At 69.1% G+C, this 17,411-nt stretch carries 14 protein-coding genes and 2 pseudogenes; 6 read left to right on the top strand and 10 right to left on the bottom strand.

Translation table 11 applies throughout. The annotated features are described in order from the left end of the window. Positions 1 to 172 (top strand): annotated as a pseudogene (locus ADL25_RS48145) (IS701 family transposase); the annotation flags it as partial. A 111-nt stretch (positions 173 to 283) separates the two neighbouring features. On the opposite strand, the gene ADL25_RS17315 reads toward ADL25_RS48145, so the two are convergent. The 4 genes and pseudogenes from ADL25_RS17315 to ADL25_RS51880 all read right to left on the bottom strand — a co-directional run bounded on the left by ADL25_RS17315 (position 284) and on the right by ADL25_RS51880 (position 3,585). Continuing rightward, on the bottom strand, positions 284 to 871 hold the full coding sequence (locus tag ADL25_RS17315) for a hypothetical protein (RefSeq protein ID WP_059128637.1): 588 nt from the start codon (positions 869 to 871) through the stop codon (positions 284 to 286). Between the two features lie 221 nt (positions 872 to 1,092). After that, positions 1,093 to 1,380 carry a hypothetical protein gene (locus tag ADL25_RS17310; RefSeq protein WP_234380951.1) on the bottom strand — a complete coding sequence of 96 codons (288 nt, stop codon included), beginning with the start codon at positions 1,378 to 1,380 and terminating at the stop codon, positions 1,093 to 1,095. A gap of 265 nt (positions 1,381 to 1,645) precedes the next feature. Next, a pseudogene (locus ADL25_RS17305) lies at positions 1,646 to 2,524 on the bottom strand (sigma-70 family RNA polymerase sigma factor). A gap of 566 nt (positions 2,525 to 3,090) precedes the next feature. Then, entirely contained in the window at positions 3,091 to 3,585 is a 495-nt protein-coding gene (locus ADL25_RS51880; protein ID WP_324614053.1) for a hypothetical protein, read from the bottom strand. Positions 3,586 to 4,429: 844 nt separating this feature from the next. On the opposite strand from ADL25_RS51880, the gene ADL25_RS17295 reads away from it, so the two are divergent. The 5 genes from ADL25_RS17295 to ADL25_RS17280 all read left to right on the top strand — a co-directional run bounded on the left by ADL25_RS17295 (position 4,430) and on the right by ADL25_RS17280 (position 8,743). Next, entirely contained in the window at positions 4,430 to 4,720 is a 291-nt protein-coding gene (locus ADL25_RS17295) for a WhiB family transcriptional regulator (RefSeq protein WP_059128635.1), read from the top strand. Positions 4,721 to 4,789: 69 nt separating this feature from the next. Continuing rightward, complete coding sequence (locus ADL25_RS51545; protein ID WP_267889257.1) at positions 4,790 to 4,912, top strand: hypothetical protein; 123 nt, start codon at positions 4,790 to 4,792, stop codon at positions 4,910 to 4,912. Positions 4,913 to 4,968: 56 nt separating this feature from the next. Then, complete coding sequence (locus tag ADL25_RS17290; protein WP_059128634.1) at positions 4,969 to 6,594, top strand: cytochrome b; 1,626 nt, start codon at positions 4,969 to 4,971, stop codon at positions 6,592 to 6,594. A 169-nt stretch (positions 6,595 to 6,763) separates the two neighbouring features. Then, positions 6,764 to 7,714: an alpha/beta hydrolase gene (locus ADL25_RS17285; RefSeq protein ID WP_059128633.1), complete on the top strand. Its 951-nt coding sequence runs from the start codon at positions 6,764 to 6,766 to the stop codon at positions 7,712 to 7,714. A 186-nt stretch (positions 7,715 to 7,900) separates the two neighbouring features. Continuing rightward, positions 7,901 to 8,743, top strand: coding sequence for an alpha/beta fold hydrolase (locus ADL25_RS17280; protein ID WP_079050422.1), 843 nt, complete (start codon positions 7,901 to 7,903; stop codon positions 8,741 to 8,743). 684 nt (positions 8,744 to 9,427) lie between these two features. Here the strand turns inward: ADL25_RS17280 and ADL25_RS17270 are convergent. From ADL25_RS17270 to aceE, 6 genes are all read right to left on the bottom strand, one after another. Beyond that, the gene (locus ADL25_RS17270; protein ID WP_059128631.1) at positions 9,428 to 10,024 is read right to left on the bottom strand and encodes a YceI family protein; all 597 of its coding nucleotides are present in this window, start codon (positions 10,022 to 10,024) and stop codon (positions 9,428 to 9,430) included. A gap of 347 nt (positions 10,025 to 10,371) precedes the next feature. After that, positions 10,372 to 12,072 carry an L-aspartate oxidase gene (locus tag ADL25_RS17265; RefSeq protein WP_059128630.1) on the bottom strand — a complete coding sequence of 567 codons (1,701 nt, stop codon included), beginning with the start codon at positions 12,070 to 12,072 and terminating at the stop codon, positions 10,372 to 10,374. A 293-nt stretch (positions 12,073 to 12,365) separates the two neighbouring features. Then, positions 12,366 to 12,788 carry an OsmC family protein gene (locus ADL25_RS17260; protein WP_059128629.1) on the bottom strand — a complete coding sequence of 141 codons (423 nt, stop codon included), beginning with the start codon at positions 12,786 to 12,788 and terminating at the stop codon, positions 12,366 to 12,368. 384 nt (positions 12,789 to 13,172) lie between these two features. Next, on the bottom strand, positions 13,173 to 14,069 hold the full coding sequence (locus ADL25_RS17255; RefSeq protein ID WP_059128628.1) for an RNA polymerase sigma-70 factor: 897 nt from the start codon (positions 14,067 to 14,069) through the stop codon (positions 13,173 to 13,175). 288 nt (positions 14,070 to 14,357) lie between these two features. After that, positions 14,358 to 14,486 carry a 2-oxo acid dehydrogenase subunit E2 gene (locus ADL25_RS48140; protein ID WP_323874488.1) on the bottom strand — a complete coding sequence of 43 codons (129 nt, stop codon included), beginning with the start codon at positions 14,484 to 14,486 and terminating at the stop codon, positions 14,358 to 14,360. A gap of 95 nt (positions 14,487 to 14,581) precedes the next feature. Next, positions 14,582 to 17,269, bottom strand: a complete 2,688-nt coding sequence (gene aceE / locus ADL25_RS17250) for a pyruvate dehydrogenase (acetyl-transferring), homodimeric type (protein WP_059128627.1) — start codon at positions 17,267 to 17,269, stop codon at positions 14,582 to 14,584. Between the last annotated feature and the right edge of the window lie 142 nt (positions 17,270 to 17,411).

The following is a 17,411-nucleotide window of genomic DNA, read 5'->3' as shown; positions in this document are numbered from 1 at the left end:
CTGGCGCATCGAGCACGACTACCGGGAGATGAAACAGGCCTTGGGCCTGGCCCATTTCGAGGGCCGGACCTGGAACGGATGGCACCACCACGTCACCCTTGTCTCCGTCGCTCATGCCTTCTGCACCCTGCAACGACTGGCCCGGGCCCCAAAAGACGCGGCGTCGGCCTGAGCCTCTATCAGGTCGTCCGCGAGCTACAGACACTCCTCGCCCTCTGGACCGGCGCCTGCCCCACCTGCCACCGCGACATATCCACACCGATACGGACCTGACCAAGCACTACTAGGAACGCTTGGCGCGGTAGAGTCCCCGGCCCGTCCGCTGGATGCGGGAGGTGCCGACAAGGCGATCGAGGGTGCTGCGGACGGCGTTGATGCTTCCGCTGTCGGTGTCGCGCCTCAGCGCCGCGGCCACGTCACGGGCGCGCACGTCGGAGTCGCCGACGGTGGCGAAGTACTCCATGATCTGCTCGGTGAGCATGCCGTACTTCTTCTGCGCGTCCGTGTCGGCGCCGACAGGAACGGTGTGGTCCTCGCCCTTGCCGCTCTCGGTCCCCTGCACCTTCGGTGCTGAAGTCCCGGCGGCTTCCCCCGACTCGGGAGAGGTCGCGCCCTTCTGCGGGACGGCGGGGATCGAAGCCGACCGGGCGATCGCAGCACCGCCCGTGCCGGTGGAGGCCTTCGCGCCGGCCGGGTTGACCATCACGGCCTGCAGGGCGCCGAGAGCCCGCTGCACGGAGCCGAGATGCGCCACGACCGCGGCCAGTTCCCTTTCCAGCGCCTGCTTCTGGATCTGCAGGCGGGCCAGATCCTCCTGAAGGCTCTCGGCGGTGATCTCGATGTCGTGTGCCGCGCGGGTTACGGAGACCATGTGTTCCTCTCATCCTCAGCCCTTCCTGCCGCGCCTCGGCTCGCCTGCTGCGCCGCCCGGCCTGGACGCGGGAACGGGTCCACTCCACATCATATGCAGTGCGGCACTCGGATCGGAGAGGGATGAAGGGCCCACGGTTTCACAAAATACTCACCAGGCCCGGGACGCTGGGTGTGGTCCGGTATTCATCCGAACGTTGTCACACCCATGATTGCCACTGTTCAGGCGGCCTCGGAAGAGGCCGGTGACGTGGAACGCAGCTGTCGCAGCGCATCGGAGATCGCCTCGATGCGTGCGTCGACGGTGTCGATCGCCTCTCGCAGCATGCGCAGGCGCCCTTCGAGCAGCGCGGCCTCGGCCGCAAGGGACACACCGGCGGCGGGATCGGAGTGCCCGTCGGGGCGGTGCGGCATCATGCGGTCTTCCGGCCCGCGGACGGCGCCGGGTGACGGTTCGGCCCTGAAGCCCGCGCCACCGGGGAGGCGCAGGCCGTCGACACATGGACGCATCGTCGATCCCTGGCTCTTGAGCTCATACGTACTCCCTTCCTCACCGCGAGGGTTCGTGCGTGCGGCCGCACGAGTCGCCATCCGCATTGACCGGACAGCCGGGGGAGCTGTGACAGCCGACGTGCGAGTGACGTGGATGTCCTGCCGCACGGTCCGTCACGTCCGCGATCGCCTGCGGCCGGGGAGCGCCGGAGCCGTGCGCCAGGGGCGCCGGACGGTGATCAGCCGCCTGTCCCGCGCGGTGCACCGGCTCCGCCCGCCGCGGTCACCCACCGTCCGCCACGGGGTCGGGAGCGGTGGTGAAGCGGGAACGCGAATCGCGGAACGCGGCGATCTTTCGGGGGTTCCACACCCACATGACCTTGTGGACGCCCTCCTTCGAGGCGGTCGTCGTGAGAATGGTGCTCGGCACACCGTCGCGGCGGAGCAGCACACCCGAGCGGCCGTTGCCCTCGATCACCACCTGCTCGGCACCACGCCAGAACTTCCGCGTGGCCGTTGCCGGCTCGGCCACACGTGCCCGGCCGAGAACCGGTTTGCGTGCGGCTCCCCGGAGTCAGTTCCCCTCGGACAGACTGACGGCGTCCGGGGCGAGAAGGGCTTCCAGGGCGGCGACGTCCCCCGACTGTGCCGCCGAGACGAAGGCGTCCAGGAGGCGCCGGTGCTCGGCCGTGTCCACGCTCTCCCGCTGTTCGGCCGTCAGATGCTTGCGGGCCCGGCTCACTATCTTCCGCACGTTGACCAGGCTGAGCTGAAGGATGGCGGCGATCTCGGGATAGCTGTAGTCGAACGCCTCGCGGAGTATGTATGCGGCGCGTTCGGTCGGGGTCAGCCTCTCCAGCACCAGTAGCAGGGCCAGTTCCAGCGCCTCCGCACGCTGCGCGCCCACCTCCGGGTCCGAACTCGTGTCGATGGGCTCGGGCAGCCACGGCCCGATGTAGGTCTCCCGGCGCACACGTGCGGACTGCGCGACATTGATGGCCAAGCGGGTCGTGGTGCTCGAAAGGAAGGCCACCGGGCTCACCACCGCCGACCGGTCCGTCCGCTGCCAGCGAAGCCAGACTTCCTGCACCACGTCCTCGGCCTCCACCACGCTGCCGAGCACCCGGTAGGCGATTCCGAACAGGCGCGGCCGGTGCTGCACGAAGACCGAGACGGCCTCCGAGAGGGTGCAGGAGCCGGGGGACGGCTCCGGAGGGGTGACGCCGCTGTCCCAGCTCTTTCTGTCGCAACTGTCGCAACTGCCGGAATTCGGGATCACGCTGGGACCGCGTTCAGGCGGGCGGCAGCGGCATGGATGCCTCGGACGTTCGTCCCAGGGCCGATGTGCCGGCGGGCGAAGGGTGTTGCCCGGCGCGTCACCGCGGCGCGTGGGCAGTGGGCACTGCGAGTCACGGCTGCTCCCATAACAGTGTGTTCCGGTGGCCGGGAACCGTCCCGGTGGGCTGTAGTGCCGGGGCGGAAGGCCTCTCCGGCTGCTGTCGGTGGAGGCAGCCGTTGTGCGTGCACACCGTGTTTACGCAGATCACAGCTTGACCGTTCGATCGAGCATGTCTCTGAGCAAGGCTGTCCTCATACGGGTATCAATGGGCGCAGATCCGCAGCCAGAGCCGTGGAAACGTTCCCAACAGTGTCATTAGAACATTGGCATTTTCTCGTCCGGTGAGTGGGTACTCCGGACGAGAGCCGGTTCCCTCCGTGACGACACCTTTACGTACGGTTCCAGGAGTGCAGCTTGTCGGGGTTGAGGACGATCCAGACCTGTACGACCAGGTGGTCGGCGATGTCGAAGGTGATGACGGCGGCGACCTGGTGGTCGTAGCGGGCGACGAGGCCGGTGCGGCCGTTGACGGAGTGGGTCGACAAGGTCGTGCGCGAGCGGCGCGCCAGGAGGGTAAGAAGGCTGTCGGCGACCTGCCGGCCGCCCCTGACCGGCCGGCTCGAGGCCCGGACCTTGCCCCCGCCGTCGAAGGAGGCCGTGGCGTCCGGGGACAGCAGTGCCGCGAGCAGTTCGGCGTCCCCGCTCATACAGGCCTGGCGGACGGCGCGGACGAGGATGTCGTGCTCCTTCGGCGTCGTGGGCCGTGCACGCTGTATCCGGAGGTAGCGCCGCGCCCGGTCGGCGAGTTCGGCGCACTCCGACTCCGTGCGCCCCACGATGTCGGCGACCGTGTCGGGACTCATCCCGAAGACGTCGTTGAGCACGAAGGTCGCTCGCTCGGTCGGCGGCAGGGAGTCCAGTGCGTCCAGTACGACCGAACCGAGCTCCTCCGGAGTGGCCGGAGGAGGCTCGGTGCCCCGGGGCCCGTCAGGAGGACACCCGGAGAAGGTCCGGTCGTCCGCCCACTCGGGCAGGACGAGCCGGTCCAGACAGATCCCCCCGGCGGTCTTCGCGAGCCAGTACCCGGGGGGGTGATCACCTTGCGCGCCGCGTCCGACAGCAGGTACCAGCGACGGTAGGTCTCGTCGACCACGCTCTCCGCCTCGCTGGGGCTCCCCAGCATCCAGTAGGCGACATCCAGCAGATGCCGACGCTCCTCGAGCAGCTCCGCGATCGGCGCGACGTCATCGTGGTCCATACGGCATCCCCCTTGCAGGCTTCACTCGACGCAGTCGGACGTGTCCACCCCGTCGACGGTCGGCAAGGCATCGATGGCACGGGCGTTGCGGTGATGCGCCGCCTGTGCACGCCCAGGTGTCCTGGACGGGGCCGCAGACGGCCTGGTCCCCCGCACGACACCACCTCCCGAATTCGTTCGGCTCGAACTGTTAGACCGGGTACGCGCGGCACTTGTGACATGGGTCTTTGCAGCGCGATCACATGGCATGCGGGCACGGGCCCTTTTGTGCGGCCGCGGGCCCGGCTGTGCCGAGCGCGGACCGCACCGGTCTTCATGGCGTGCTCGCTGCAACTCCACGGCGTGTCACACATGTGACGGTCGCCCGGTCTCCTATGGCGGCCCCAGGCATCGTTTCGCAGAGATGAGTCAACCCATGATCAAGATCGGAACCTGCCGCCCGACGACGCTCCCGGAAGGTTCCCGTTCCCGTGGCCGCTGAACGAGGTGACTACGCCACGTATTGGCGCGAACGGGCGGCCTGCCGACGTGAGGACCCCGATCTGTTCTTCCCGGTGGGGAACGGTGGTCTGACGCTTGCCCGGATCGACGAGGCCAAGGCCGTGTGCGGTCGCTGCCCTGTTGTGGAGCAGTGCCTCGAACTGGCCCTGAGGTCGGGGCAGGCGGACGGCGTCTGGGGCGGGACCACGGAGAGCGAACGCCGTGCGATGAGCCGGCGTGCCGCCCGCCCGGGCAGCGACGCGGTCACCCCAGCGGCATGAAGGACCACACGACGCCACCGTGCCGGCGGGACGAGACGGCGCCGGCACCCGCAGATCCGAGGAGGAATCGTGGCCGAGACCGGCCCGGCAGACATCACCGGGAGCACGAGCGTTCTGGAAGTCGCCCTCGAGTTCGAAAACGATGACGGCCGATTCATGAAGGAGATCCGTGCCGAGGAATTGCCGCGCTGAAAATCGACGGGATCGAACGCAATCTTTCTGGACGATCTGTGAATGGTGGCCGGACCATGGGTGACACGAGTCGGGAAGGTGAAGGCGAAGTGCGCCGGGGCGACAGGGGCGAAAGGGTTGCCGAATGGGCGGACAGCCGCCTCGGGGTGTACAGCGCGGTCAGGGCGAGGGCGCGCAGAGCCTTCCCCGACCACTGGTCGTTCCTGCTGGGGGAGATCTGCCTCTACAGCTTCGTCGTCATCGTTGTCACGGGCGTGTATCTGACCCTCTACTTCCATCCCTCGATGAATGAGGTGGAGTACCACGGAAGTTATGTGCCACTGCAGGGTCAGATGGTGTCGGAGGCATTCGATTCGACCGTGCACATATCCTTCGACGTCCGCGGCGGACTGCTGATACGGCAGGCTCATCACTGGGCGGCGCTGGTATTCGTCGCCGCGCTGCTCACCCATATGATGCGCGCGTTCTTCACCGGTGCCTTCCGCAAGCCCCGTGAACTCAACTGGGTGCTCGGATTCCTGCTGCTGGTCCTCGCGATGTTCGGCGGACTGACGGGGTACGACCTTCCGGACGATCTTCTCTCCGGGACCGGACTCGCCGTCGTGAACGGAACGATCCTGTCCGTCCCGATCGTCGGGACCTACCTCTCGACGTTCCTCTTCGGGGGCGAGTTTCCGGGGAACGACCTGGTGGCGCGTTTCAACACGATCCACGTACTGCTCATCCCGGCCCTCATGGTCGGCCTGCTCGCCGCCCATCTGATCCTGGCCCTCCGCCACAGACACACGCAGTATCCGGGTCCGGGGCGCACCGAGAGGAATGTCGTCGGCCTGCCGCTCAAGGTGTACGCCGTGAAGTCCGCGGGCTACTTCTTCCTGGTCACGGGCTGCATCCTCGTGATGGCCGCGGTCGCGCAGATCAACCCCGTCTGGCTGTACGGCCCCTACCGGGCCGATCAGGTCTCGGCGGGCTCCCAGCCCGACTGGTACATGGGTGTGGCGGACGGACTGCTGCGGGTCACGCCCGGCTGGGAAGTCGCCTTCTGGGGGCACACCCTGGCCCTGGACAACCTGCTGCCACTGCTGGTGGGCGTCGGTCTCTTCCTCGCCCTGGGTCTGTACCCGTTCCTCGAGGCCTGGGTGACCGACGACGACCGCGACCACCACATCCTCGACCGGCCCCGCAACCGTCCGGTGCGAACAGCGCTCGGTGCCGCCTGGATCAGTTTCTACCTGGTGGCCCTGATCGGTGCGGCGAACGACATCATCGCCACACACTTCGAGGTCTCGGTCGAATCGGTGACGTGGGCGGTCCGCATCGGCCTCTTCGTCGTGCCCGGCATGGCCTTCACGATCACGAAACGCGTGGCGCTCGGCCTCCAGCGCGAGGACCGCGACCAGGTTCTGCACGGCCGTGAGACGGGCATCATCAAGCGTTTGCCGGACGGTGAGTTCATCGAGGTGCACGCACCGCTCAGCCCGGAACGGCTCCACGTCCTCACACAGCACGAGCAGTACTGGCCGATCGGGCCCGGCCCTTCGGACGGCGCGGGCGGTCCGAGGACCGCACGCGACATCGCCCGACGCCTGCGTGCCAGGCTCAGCCGGGACTTCTACGGCGGAGACGCGCAGATCGCCAAGCCCACCGAGGCGGAGTACAAGGAGATCACCGGCGGGCATTGACGCGGCTCCGTGTGCACAGCGGTGGCCCCGCCGTGCTCTCGGCACGGCCGACGTGTGATGGGGACGTGGTGTCTCCTGCGCCGCTTCCCATGGTTGTCACATCTTCCCGCTATACACGGTCATAAGGGTGAAAGTACACAAAACGCATACCGAATCGAGGAGTTGAGTGATGTCCAAGCCCGTGCTCGAGCCTGCGGCGCAGGAACTCGCGGACGCGACGGCCAACCCGCCCTACCTGTACGAGCTCGGTCCGGAGGGTGCTCGCAAGGTCCTGGACGACCTGCAGGCCGCACCGGTGGAGGAGCCGGAGGCGGAGGAGAAGTGGATCACGGTGTCCGCCGAGGCGGGAGATGTGCCGGTACGCATCGTCAAGCCCGTGGGCAGCAAGGGCATGCTGCCGGTCGTCCTCTACATGCACGGCGGGGGCTGGGTGATCGGCAACGCCGGCACGCATGACCGTCTGGTGCGGGAGCTGGCCGTCGGGGTGAACGCCGCCGTCGTGTTCGTCGAGTACGACCGTTCACCGGAGGCCAAGTACCCCGTCGCCATCGAGCAGGCATACGCCACTGCGCGATGGATCACCACGAACGGCGGCGAGGAAGGCCTGGACGCCTCCCGCCTGGCCGTCGCCGGCGACTCCGTCGGGGGCAACATGACCGCGGCACTGACCCACATGGCCAAGCAGCGCGGTGATGTGACCTTCGTTCACCAGTCGTTGTACTACCCCGTCACCGACGCGGCCCAGGACACCGAGAGCTACCGGGAGTTCGCGGACGGCCCCTACCTCACGGCCAAGGCCATGGCGTGGTTCTGGGACTGCTACACCACCGACCCCGGCCAACGGGCGGAGATCACCGCCTCGCCGCTGCGGGCCACCTTGGAGGACCTGGCGGGGCTGCCGCCCGCCCTTGTCATCGTCGACGACAACGACGTACTGCGGGACGAGGGTGAGGCGTATGCCCGCAAGCTCACCCGCGCCGGCGTTCCCACCACGAGCATCCGTGTCAACGGCACCCTGCACGACTTCATGATGCTCAACCCCCTCAGGTCCACGAAGGCGGCGACCGCCGCGGTCGAGCAGGCCGTCCGCGCCCTGCGCACCGCCCTGGGCGACGACTGAGGCCCCACACGCCTCGGTGCCGGCACGTGAACCACCCGCTGCCGAAGCCGTCCCACCCTTCGGCGGCGGGTGGTTGCGCCCCGCCGACTCCGCACGTCTCCGCAAGACGTGCCACAGCGTCCTGTCGTACTCGCCGTCTCCGTCTGTGCGGACACGGCCGACACCCCTGTCTTGAAAGGGCTCCTGATGAATCATCGTTCGCTCTACGGCCGTTTCCGCGCTCCGCTGTCGATCATGGCCACCACGACGGTCGCCGCGGCGCTCCTGGCCGCGTCGATCGGTCCGGCGAGCGCCGGCAAGCCCTCAGCGCCGCCGCAGCGCAAGCCGACGGTGGTACTCGTCCACGGTGCGTTCGCCGACTCCACCAGTTGGAACGGTGTCGTCAAGAAGCTGCAGCGCGAGGGCTATCCGGTGGTGGCCGCGGCCAACCCGCTGCGCGGACTCAGCAGCGACGCCGCCTACCTCAAGCACCTCCTGGCGAGCATCGACGGCCCGGTCGTACTCGCCGGGCATTCCTACGGCGGATCGGTCATCACCGATGCCGCCCACGGCGCCGGCAACGTCAAGGCGCTCGTCTACGTGGCCGCGTTCATTCCCGACAAGGGGGAGAGCACGCTGTCCCTCTCGGAGAAGTTCCCGGGCAGCACCCTGGGCAGCGCTCTGCGTCCGGTTCCCATCGCCCTGCCCGACGGCTCCGAGGAAACCGACTACTACATCGACCAGGCCGAGTTCCACCACCAGTTCGCCGCGGACGTCCCGGAGAACACCGCCGACCTCATGGCCGTCACCCAGCGTCCGGTGACGGCGTCCGCGCTGAGGGAGGGCGCCTCCGAGCCCGCCTGGAAGACCATCCCGTCCTGGGCGTTGGTGGCAACCGAGGATCTCAACATCCCCGTGCGGACGCAGATCTTCATGGCCGAACGGGCCAGGTCGCACATCACGGAAGTACGGGCCTCCCACGCCGTGAGCGTCTCCCACCCCGACGCCGTCGCCGACATCATCGAGAAGGCGGCGCGGACGGTCGGCTGACCGGCGGATGCACAGGGCGGGGCGGCAGGGTGCCGCCCCGCCCGACCAGGAAGTAAGACGGCTGCGCACCGAACGGAGGGCCGGCCGACCGCACACGTGCGCCGGTCAAGGCCGGGAGGGCGGCACAGCGGGGGTCAGGCTGCGGCGGCCGATCGCATCACACACGATCCGCTGGACCTCGACGCGGTCGGCCGCGGCCCGGACTCCACCACGAGCCACCCGTTGGGGATCGCCGAGGCCACGCCGGACTGCCAGCTGCACCGCCTGATGTGTGTCGACGGCCTCGCCGACGACGTAGTACAGCCACAGCGGCCGGCCGTCGGCGTGGCACTGCAACCCCACCAACCACGCGTCGTGACCCGTGAGACGGGGGCCACGAAGTACACGCGCACTGTCCGCGGGATCACATCCGGAGCCGACGGACGACCCGGCCTCCGGTGCCGACCCGGCGGCCCCGACGGTGACAGCGGATGGGCCCTGCACGAAATGCCTGTCTGCCTGGAGCAACATGGTGCTTCATCTCCATTCCGCCTCGGGCCATCACGTCGGTGACGTGGCGGGCCGTCCAGATGCGTTGGGCCGGAGCGGTGCCTCCTTCTGCACACTTGACTGAGCGGCACCCCGTTCTGTGACATGGCACACCCCCGACGGCAGCACACGGACGCCACGGGGGCGGCTCGCGGTTCAGGCGGATTCCGCCCGGCGCACCTGTACGGCGGAGATGCCGAGGGTCAGCCGCACCTCGTCGCCGATCCGAAAACCGTCGGTCGCCGGGGCCGGGCCCGCTCCGAGCTCCCAGTCGGAACCGTGCACTACTGTCGTGCCCACGAAGCCGACGCGGTCCTGACCGTGGACGTCCCGGCTCGCCCGGCCGCGCTCGACGTCGATGTGGACGGGCAGTTCCAGGCCCTTGAGCCGGAGGCGTCCCGCCACGCGGTACCGCTCGTCGCCCGCGTCGCGGATCGCGGTGGAACGGAAGGTCATGAGCGGGAACGTCGCCGAGTCGAGACAGTCCGGGCCGGTGCCGTGCGTGTCCTGCTCCGGTGAACCCGTGTCGAGGCTGCCGGTCTGGACACTGAGGTGGATCTCCGACCGGATGGGACGGGCCCCGTCCAGCTTCAGGATCCCCTCGAAGGCAGTGAACTTCCCGTGCACGTCGGCGATCGCGGCGTGCCGGACGGAGAACCCGATCGTGCTGCGGACCGGGTCGATGATGTAGATGCCGGTCGGGCCTTCAGGACGGCCGGTAGGGAGAACAGTGACTTCCCTGCGACGGAACATGGTGAGCGGGTTCTTTCGTGGGCGGCTGTCGGCTGGGCCGCGCATGGCGTCACGCGGCGCAGGCGCGGCCGAAGCGAGGAATGCTGCTCGGACGAAGTGCCGCCGGCTGTGCGTGCCGACGCCGCGACATGCGAGGCAGGAACGGGAACGGCCCGCCGGGCACGGAAGGCCGAGCGGTGTTCGCCCGACGGAGGCGCCCTGAGGCGGGCGTGAAGGGGTGGCCCCTGCTGAGGGCAGGGGCCACCGGGCTTCCTGCTGCCGTCGTGCGGTCCGGAAGGGTGTCGGTGATCAAAACGGCTGTACCGCCGGTCGACAGGTGTCCCGAGGGACCGGAAATGCCTACCGGGCTACTCCGCGAGCTTTCCGTCCGTCGAGACCTCTTCCATGAGGGTGGTGATCTCTTCCGGGACGGGGGGAATGCTTTCGCGGGTGACGCCGGTCGTGGGCGACCACACGAGATTGACCTGCAGAGCGGGATCCATGTCGGGGTAGTCGCTGCGGTTGTGGCAGCCGCGGGTCTCGCGACGCTCGAGGGCCGCCTCCAGGGTGGCCCGAGCCGCCAGGGCGGCGGACTTGAGGTCGAAGGCGTGGGCGAGGTCCTGGTACCCGGCGATGTCCGGGTGGACACCGACGTCCTCCATCCTCTTCTCGATCGTGGCGAGCTCGTCCAGCCCGGTGCGCAGACCCTGTTCGTCCCGTACGACACCGGCGTGCTCGGTCATGGTGTTGCGTATCGCGCGTTGCAGGGCGCGGACGTTCTCCCGTCCGTCGGCGGCGAGGAGGTCGTCGATCTCCGCGCGGGCCTCCGCCACCGCCGTGGCCGACCGCGGCTGGGCGGTCAGGGACTGCGAGTAGGCGGCGGCCGCCTGGCCGGTGAGGCGGCCGAAGACCAGCAGTTCGATGAGGCTGTTGCCGCCGAGCCGGTTGGCGCCGTGCAGGCCGCTCGAGGCCTCGCCGATGGCGTAGAGGCCGCGCACGTCGGTGCTGTGGTCCTCGGGGCGCACCCAGACGCCGCCCATGGAGTAGTGCGCGGTGGGGGCGATCTCGATCGGATCGCGGGTGATGTCCAGCATCTGCAGGTCCAGCAGGGTCTGGTAGACCCGGGGGAGCCGGCTCATGATCGTCTGCCGGGGCAGGTGGGAGACGTCGAGCCATACGCCGCCCTTGTCGGTGCCGCGGCCCTCCTTGATCTCGGTGTAGGAGGCCAGGGCCACGCGGTCGCGGGTGGACAGTTCCATGCGGGCGGGGTCGTAGCGCGTCATGAAGCGTTCCCCGAGGGCGTTGCGCAGAATGCCGCCCTCGCCGCGGGCGGCCTCGCTCACCAGGGTGCCGGCCGCGTTCTCCGGCTCGATGATCCCGGACGGGTGGAACTGGACGAGTTCGGGGTCTCGCAGGCGGGCGCCGGCCTCCACGGCCAGACGGAAGGAGTCGCCGGTGTTCTCGTCGCGGCGCGAGGAGGTGCGTCGCCAGATCCGGGTGTGGCCGCCCGCGGCGAGAACGACCGCGTCGGCGTGGATCAGGTAGCGGGTACCGTGAGTGAGATCGAAGCCGTACGCACCGAACACGGCTCCGTCGTGCACCAGAAGCCGGGTGATGTAGACACCGTCGAGTACGGGGACGTCCAGCTGCTGCGCGCGCCCGATGAGGGTGCGCTGGATCTCCAGGCCCGTGTAGTCGCCGGCGAAGGCGGTACGCCGGTACTTGTGCGCGCCGAAGAAGCGCTGGGAGATCCGGCCGTCGGACTCCCTGGCGAAGTTCATGCCGTAGCGTTCCAGGTCGTCGATGCCCCGCGCGGCGCCCTGGGTGACGATCTGCACGGTGCGGGGGTCGGCCAGCAGGTAGCTCTCCTTCAGGGTGTCGGCCGCGTGCTGCTGCCAGCTGTCCTCGGGGTCCATGGTGGCCAGCGCCGCGTTGATCCCCCCGGCCGCCAGGGCCGTGTGGGCGTCGTCCCTGGGGCGCTTGCCGACCGCGAGGACGTCGACACCGGCCTCGGCCAGCTCGATCGCCGCGCGCAACCCGGCACCCCCGGTGCCGATCACCAGCACCATGGTGGAAAGACGTCGTTCGGTGATTGCCACGGTCCGCTCCGATCGTTGTGGTTGTCACTGACTAGGACAAAGCTGTCCCGGCATCTGTGACACCTTGTGTCGTCGACAGGCCCGTGACGTGCTGCCGTGATTCTCGGGCGGGACGGGAAACTGCGCGTGTCCACTTCGCTTCCGTCCGTGCCGGGTCCCCACGGCTGGAGACGCTTTCAGGGGAGGACCCAGGGGTGTCACAACATCATGTACTGCCCGGTGATACCTCGAGCCGGACGGCCCAACGGGCGGCGCAGGCAGGCTCATTGCGGCTGTGGCCGGCTGCCGACGGTCCCCGGCCTCGCCGCGACCGTGGGCACGGTGACGACCCGGGCCTCACGGGTGAGCAGACGTTGCACAGGACAGCGAGCCGCCACGGCCAGCAGCTGCTGGATCTGGAGGGCGTCCAGTTCGCCGGTCAGACGGATGTGCCTGACGATCTGCCCCTGCGGATCGAACTGCGCCGTCACATCAACACGGTCGAGCAGCCAGCCGTGCCGGTCGGCGGCCGCCCGGACGGCCGCGGAGGTGCACGATCCCAGCGCGGCGAGGAGCAGTTCCACGGGCGTGGGATCCGTGTCCTCGCCGGCCGGGTCGTGCGCGCCCGCGGTCAGCGTATGAGAACCGATCTCGATGGAGCCGGCGAGCGGCCGGCCTTCACTCACTGACACGAGGCGTGCGTTCATCGATCTTCCTCTCGGGCGGCCACACCGCTGTGCGGCTCGTGATCACCTGGGGTGGTGAGGTGTGACGGAATGTGTTGTGCTCGTCCCGTCACCGCTAAGACAGCGAGGATCTTCCGGATGTGACAGGGAAGCTGTCACACGGTGAAGGGCTGGACGTGCCCTGCGCACGGCTGCGGAACAGGGAGCCCTGTGCGACGAACCCCGGATCATCCGCATTCGCCCCGAGGACATCGAACGTGTCGCCGCCGAGCACCGCAGGTGCTCCCCGCCCACCCCGTGAGCCGGTACCGGAGTGCCGCTCGGGCCGCCCGTGACGCCGCGTGCGGGTCGGAGCAGACAGTGACGGTGTGCCGCGCAAGGGTGACGGCGGTGGGAAGGGGCGCCTCAGCCCTTCAGCGAGGCGACATAGGGAGCGAGCTTCGACGGACTCAGCACCCACATGAGGCGTTCGATGCCTCGTTCCGAGGCGTCGAGGGACAGCAGGGCCACCGGCTCGCCGTCGTCCATGACCAGGGCGGCCGGCCGGCCGTTGGCCTCGACCCAGCGAATCTCCCGCTGAGGCCAGAAACGCGGGGCGAAGGCGACGAGGTACTTGGACACGTGCGGACGCCCGACGACCGGAATCCTGCTCGCCCCGCGCATCCCTCCGCCGTCGGAGTAGCTGATCACATCCGCGGTGAGCAGCTGCTCGAGGGCCGACAGATCACCGGTCTGCGCGGCGCTGAGGAACACCTCCAGAAGCCGGCGGTGAGCGGCGGAGCTGACGGGCTCCTTGCGTTCCGCCGACAGATGCTTTCGGGCGCGGCTCACCAACTGGCGCGTATTGGCCTCGCTCGTCTCCAGCATGTCCGCGATCTGCTTGTACGGGTAGTTGAAGGCTTCCCTGAGCACATAGGCGGCGCGCTCCACGGGGTTCAGCTTCTCCAGCAGGTGGAGAACCGCGAGGTCGAGTGCCTCGGCCCGTTCGGCGCCCAACTGCGGATCCATGCTGGTGTCGACCGGCTCCGGAAGCCACGGCCCGACGTACGACTCGCGCCGCGTCCTTGCGGACTGGGCGGAGTTGAGCGCCAGACGCGTGGTGATCGTGGACAGGAAGGCCGCCGGCTCGTGGACGTCGGAGCGGTCCGCGTTCTGCCACCGCACCCAAGCCTCCTGGACGATGTCCTCGGCTTCCACCACACTACCGAGCACGCGGTACGCGATACCGAAGAGCCGGGGACGCGCTGCCATGAAATCCTTCGTCGCCTGTTCGAGGGTGCCTGCATCATCACCGGCGCGCATACGTCTCCTCCAGCTGTGCAGCACCATGTTACAAGCCGTCACAGCGGCACGCGCGGCGTCCCCACGGGTGCCCCCGCCAGGGCCGTACCGGCAGGAGGAGGCGGCGGACATCCCACTGTCTCCGCAGGACAGTGTGGTCCGCTTCAACGATGGACTGCCCTCCCCGGCGAGGCCGGGCGACGGGCGTCGACGGCACCGGCGACGTCCGGGTGCCGCCGTCGGTCGTCGGTGCGGACAGGACTGCGGGCCGCGCCGAATGCGGTGCGGCCCGCGGGTCCATCGGTGTCGTCAGGGCCGGTCGGTGAGCAGATCGCCGGCGAACTCCGCCGCCTCCGGCAGGTCTTTCACCGCCCTCAGACAACGTGCGGCGTCCGCGCCGTCGATGAGCCGGTGGTCGTACGACAGCGCCAGACGCACCAGGTGTCACCGACCTGCTTCAGCCAGCGGGTCACCGTGCCCTCGGTGACGGTCCGCAGGGCCGCTTGCGGCACTCGGCGCCGACGGCACGGTGTTCACCCCCGCCAGCCGTAGCGCTCGCGTGCCTCGACCACCGTCCGCGGGTCGACGGCGCCGGCCCGGGCCAACCGGTCCAGCGCCGCGACGACGATCGACTCGGCGTCCACGCGGAAATAGCGGCGCACGGCATCGCGGGTGTCGGACAGTCCGAAACCGTCCGTTCCCAGTGACGAGTAGTCCTGCTCCACCCACTGGCTGATCTGATCGGGTACCTGCCGCATCCAGTCGCTGACCGCCAGTACGGGCCCTGGCGTGCCGGACAGCGCCGCCGTCACATACGGGGTGCGCTCCTCACCGCGCAGCCGTGCCCGGTCGGCCTCCAGCGCGTCCCGGCGCAGTTCGGTCCACGAGGTCACGGACCAGACGTCCGCCCGGACTCCCCACTGGGACCCGAGCAACTCCTGGGCCTGAAGCGCCCAGTGGATGGCCGTGCCCGAGGCGAGCAACTGGATCTGAGGCCCCGGGTCCTGGCGCTCGGCCTCCTTGAACCGGTAGATGCCCCGCAGGATGCCCTCCTCGATCGAGGGCCCGGTGGGCATGGCCGGCTGCCGCTTGGGCTCGTTGTAGACCGTCAGGTAGTAGAAGATGTCCTCGGGCCGGTCGCCGTACATCCGGCGCAGCCCCTCCTTGACGATCACCGCGATCTCGTAGGCGAAGGCCGGGTCGTAGCTCACGGCGGCGGGGTTCGTGGACGCCAGCAGGTGCGAGTGTCCGTCGGCGTGCTGGAGTCCCTCGCCGGTCATCGTGGTGCGGCCGGCCGTGGCCCCGATCGCGAACCCGCGGCCCATCTGGTCGGCCAGGGCCCAGAACTGATCACCCGTCCGCTGGAACCCGAACATGGCGTAGAAGATGTAGAACGGGATCATGGGTTCGCCGTGTGTGGCGTACGACGTCGCCGCGGCCGTGAACTCGGCCAGTGACCCGGCTTCGGTGATGCCTTCGTCGATGAGCTGGCCGTCCTCGGCCTCCCTGTAGTGCAGCAGCTGATCGACGTCGACAGGCTCGTAGGTCTGGCCGCCGGGAGAGTAGATCCCGGCCGTCGGGAACAGGGACTCCATACCGAAGGTACGTGCTTCGTCGGGGACGATGGGCACCCAGCGCCGCCCCGTTCCCTCGACGCGCATCAGGTCCTTGACCAGCCGGACGAGCGCCATGGTGGTGGCCACCTCCTGCTTGCCGAAGCCCTTGTGCAGGGCCTCGAAGGGGCCGGACGGCGGCTGCTGCAGCGGCTTGGCCACCACCTTGCGTATCGGGGCCGGACCACCCAGGGCGGAGCGGCGGTCGCGGAGGTACTGCACCTCCTCCGAGTTCTCACCGGGGTGCCAGAACGGCACGAGATCACCGGCGAGCGCGCTGTCCGGGATGGGCAGGTCCAGTGTGTCGCGCATCCGGCGGAACTGGGCCATCGTCAGCTTCTTCATCTGGTGGTTGGCGTTGCGGGACTCGAAGTCCGAACCCAGCGTGTGCCCCTTCACCGTCTGGGCGAGGACGACGGTCGGCGCACCCTTGTGCTCGACGGCGGCCCGGTAGGCGGCGTAGACCTTGAGCGGTTCGTGACCGCCGCGGGAGTTCTCGAACAGATCGGTGAGCTGGGCGTCGCTCAGCCTCGCGGCGATCCCGGACAGGGCGTCGCCGGTGAAGAAGTGCTTCCGAATGTAGGCGGCGTCCCGTGCTGCGTAGGTCTGGAGCTGGGCGTCGGGCACCTCACCGAGACGGCGGACGAGCGATCCGTCGGTGTCCTGCCGCAGTACTCCGTCCCACGCCTCGCCCCACAGAGTCTTCACCACATGCCAGCCCGCACCGCGGAACCGGGCCTCGAGCTCCTGCACGATCTTGGAGTTCGACCGGACGGGACCGTCCAGCCGCTGGAGGTTGCAGTTGACGACGAAGGTGAGGTTGTCGAGGCCCTCGCGTGCCGCGAGTTGGAGCGCGGCCGTCGACTCGGGCTCGTCCGCCTCGCCGTCACCGAGGAAGGCCCACACGTGCGAACCGGAGGTGTCCTTGATGCCCCTGCTGTGCAGGTAGCGGTTGAACCTGGCCTGGTAGACGGCGGCGAGCGGGCCCAGCCCCATGGACACGGTGGGGAACTCCCACAGCCACGGCAGGCGGCGGGGATGCGGGTACGACGGCAGACCGTGGCCGTCGGCCTCGCGCCGGAAGCCGTCCAACCGGTCCTCGTGCAGCCGTCCCTCCAGGAACACCCGCGCATAGATGCCGGGCGAGGCGTGGCCCTGCAGGAACAGCTGGTCCCCTGAACCGTCCCGGTCCTTGCCGCGGAAGAAGTGGTTGAACCCGATCTCGTAGAGCCAGGCCGCCGACGCGTACGTCGAGATGTGGCCGCCCAGACCCAGCCGGGAGCCGCGGGTGACCATGGCGGCCGCGTTCCACCGGTTCAGCGCGGTGATACGGGACTCCATCCCGATGTCGCCGGGAAAGAGCGGCTGGGACGAGGCGGGGATGGTGTTGATGTAGTCGGAGGACAGAAGCCCGGGCAGCGTCACCCCGGATGCTGCGGCGTACTCGTGCACACGCCGCAGCAGGTACACGGCACGTTCGGGCCCCGCATGCCTCATGACGGCGTCGAGTGACGCCCGCCATTCCTCCGTCTCCTCGGCATCACGGTCGGGCAGCTGGTCGAGCTCACTGGTCGCGGAGGAATCTGTGGGCCGAGGCGGAGCACTCATTGCTGTCTTCCTGTCGAAGTGTGGAGGGGCGGACGGCGGGAACGGCCGTCCCCGCGGTCGGCGCGAAGGACGGGCGGGTGCGGAGGCCGCCCCGGCATCCGCGCGCCCCGGTGCCCGCGCGGACCACTGAGCCGGCACTCGT

The organism is Streptomyces sp. NRRL F-5122, assembly GCF_001507435.1.
GTDB lineage: Bacteria > Actinomycetota > Actinomycetes > Streptomycetales > Streptomycetaceae > Streptomyces > Streptomyces lannensis.
This window is presented reverse-complemented; position numbering and strand designations above follow the sequence as displayed.

Excerpts from the sequence above, each read along its gene's own strand:
- ADL25_RS17315 (WP_059128637.1), bottom strand. The coding sequence starts at position 871 with ATGGTCTCCGTAACCCGCGCGGCACACGACATCGAGATCACCGCCGAG.
- ADL25_RS17310 (WP_234380951.1), bottom strand. The coding sequence starts at position 1,380 with ATGCGTCCATGTGTCGACGGCCTGCGCCTCCCCGGTGGCGCGGGCTTC.
- ADL25_RS17290 (WP_059128634.1), top strand. The coding sequence starts at position 4,969 with ATGGGTGACACGAGTCGGGAAGGTGAAGGCGAAGTGCGCCGGGGCGAC.
- ADL25_RS17285 (WP_059128633.1), top strand. The coding sequence starts at position 6,764 with ATGTCCAAGCCCGTGCTCGAGCCTGCGGCGCAGGAACTCGCGGACGCG.
- ADL25_RS17280 (WP_079050422.1), top strand. The coding sequence starts at position 7,901 with ATGAATCATCGTTCGCTCTACGGCCGTTTCCGCGCTCCGCTGTCGATC.
- ADL25_RS17270 (WP_059128631.1), bottom strand. The coding sequence starts at position 10,024 with ATGTTCCGTCGCAGGGAAGTCACTGTTCTCCCTACCGGCCGTCCTGAA.
- ADL25_RS17265 (WP_059128630.1), bottom strand. The coding sequence starts at position 12,072 with ATGGTGCTGGTGATCGGCACCGGGGGTGCCGGGTTGCGCGCGGCGATC.
- ADL25_RS17260 (WP_059128629.1), bottom strand. The coding sequence starts at position 12,788 with ATGAACGCACGCCTCGTGTCAGTGAGTGAAGGCCGGCCGCTCGCCGGC.
- ADL25_RS17255 (WP_059128628.1), bottom strand. The coding sequence starts at position 14,069 with ATGCGCGCCGGTGATGATGCAGGCACCCTCGAACAGGCGACGAAGGAT.
- aceE (WP_059128627.1), bottom strand. The coding sequence starts at position 17,269 with ATGAGTGCTCCGCCTCGGCCCACAGATTCCTCCGCGACCAGTGAGCTC.